Origin of the sequence: Shigella sp. FC1967, assembly GCF_001743005.1 — a bacterium.
Taxonomy (GTDB): Bacteria; Pseudomonadota; Gammaproteobacteria; order Enterobacterales; family Enterobacteriaceae; genus Proteus.
This window is the reverse complement of the sequence record NZ_MIIZ01000933.1, coordinates 1-1,800: the sequence shown is the minus strand read 5'-3', so window position 1 is coordinate 1,800 and position 1,800 is coordinate 1. Positions and strand designations below refer to the sequence as shown.

Below are 1,800 nucleotides of genomic sequence, written 5' to 3'. Positions count from 1 at the left end.
GCCATTCTCGGGGTGCTCCTCGGGTGCGGCTTGCGCCGCTCGGAAATCGTTGCGCTGGACATGGAAAGCATGATCTACAAGGACCGCGCTCTCAAGGTCCTTGGCAAGGGCAACAAAGAGAGAATGGCGTATGTGCCTGGTGGCGCATGGAAAAGACTGGATAAGTGGGTTGAAGAGGTTCGAGGAACGCATGAAGGGCCTTTATTCCCGAGGATCAGGCGGTTTGATGATGTGACTGGAGAGCGGATGTCGGATCAGGCCATCTACCACATCTTGGAGACCAGAAGAGTAGAAGCCGGTCTGGAGAAGTTTGCGCCCCATGACCTGCGACGCACCTTTGCCTCCTCGATGCTGGATAACGGTGAGGATATTGTGACCGTGAAGGACGCAATGGGCCACTCAAGCATTGCAACTACCCAGAAATATGACAGGCGCGGCGATGAGCGCTTGAAGAGAGCAAGCCAACGCCTCGATATAGCGGATTAACAGCATGAATGATGAAGAACTCGAACTTGCCAGAGCCGAAGCCATGAAAGCCGATAGGTGCTTTTCAAAAGGACGGCTCAGGGACGAATTTCGGATGAAGCCTAAGCCAGGAGTAGAGCCAGTTTCGTTCTACAAAAACGGGTATGGCGGCCAATTTGGAGTGTACCGGATAGCAGATTGCCAACCAATGCGGAGAAGGGGCTGTTCACCGGCATCACAAAAGCAAATACGGGCGCAATCCATCCTTTCGGTCAAGGCAAGAATGCGTAGCAACCTAGCAAAGGCCTCTGTCTTGGCACAAAGGTGGGTCGCTCTGGAACCTCTGGTACTCGATACCGAGACGACCGGACTTGGTGAAAGAGACCAGGTGATCGAGCTGGCTGTTACAGACATCAGAGGCGCTGTTCTCCTCTGCACCAGATTGCGGCCAACCGTGGAAATTGACCCTCAGGCAATGGGTGTTCATGGTATCAACGAGGCAGAGCTGTCGAATGAGCCTACGTGGAATCAAGTTGCGCCAGCTCTCGCCCGGCTTTTGTCGGGCCGTCATCTGGTGATATTTAACTCCAGTTTCGACAGCAGGATGTTGAGGCAAACAGCCAGTGCATTTGGAGACCAACTCTCTTGGTGGCAAGAGCAGAACTGTCTATGCGCGATGAAGCTGGCGGCTGATGCCTTTGGCTCAACCAACCGGCACGGCACAATATCACTTGCTGATGCCACCTGCGAGGCTGGTGTGAGCTGGAAAGGTCGAGCCCATTCAGCAGCGACCGACGCTATTGCCACCGCCGACCTGGTGACAGAGATAGCCAAAGTCCAACGTGACCTCGTGGTCCAGCTCCAGGAGCTTCAAAGCAAAGGTAATTTGGAATGACAGAACAATCCTACGGCGATAGCATCAAATTTTTCTCAGACTGGCAGAAGGACCCCGCGAAACGCACCGGCCTGAATGTGCAACACACGCTAACCAGAGGTGAGTATCCTACGGTCAGCATCGAGATTGCGCCGATCAGGGCTTCGGGGTCCAGCCCAGACTGGAAAAGCAAGATCACGGTGCAGCTCACTCGTGGCGAACTGACGGCGTTTTGCAGCGTTCTCTTTGGCTTGCGTAGCAAGGCTGAGGGTTCCTATCACGGGGACTCGAAGAATAAGAGCTTTGCGGTTTACAACAACGGCAAGGCCGGTGTTGCGATCATCCTGAGCGAGCGAGGAAACCAGCTCCAGAATTTCATCAATGATGACGACCGTATGGAGCTCGCAGTCTTCGCAGTTCGCCAGCTCTCCAACGCATGGAAAGTTACCCCTTCTGATGCC

At 54.3% G+C, this 1,800-nt stretch carries 3 protein-coding genes; all 3 read left to right on the top strand.

Features of this window, described 5'->3' with window-relative positions:
* Window positions 1-486 (top strand): tyrosine-type recombinase/integrase (locus tag BHE89_RS16140; RefSeq protein WP_171742522.1); only part of this gene is annotated, 486 nt, incomplete at its 5' end.
* A gap of 4 nt (window positions 487-490) precedes the next feature.
* Window positions 491-1,360, top strand: a complete 870-nt coding sequence (locus tag BHE89_RS16135; RefSeq protein WP_021293848.1) for a 3'-5' exonuclease — start codon at window positions 491-493, stop codon at window positions 1,358-1,360.
* A partial coding sequence (locus BHE89_RS16130) for a hypothetical protein (protein ID WP_128860629.1) occupies window positions 1,357-1,800 on the top strand: 444 nt, incomplete at its 3' end. The genes BHE89_RS16135 and BHE89_RS16130, both read left to right, overlap by 4 nt.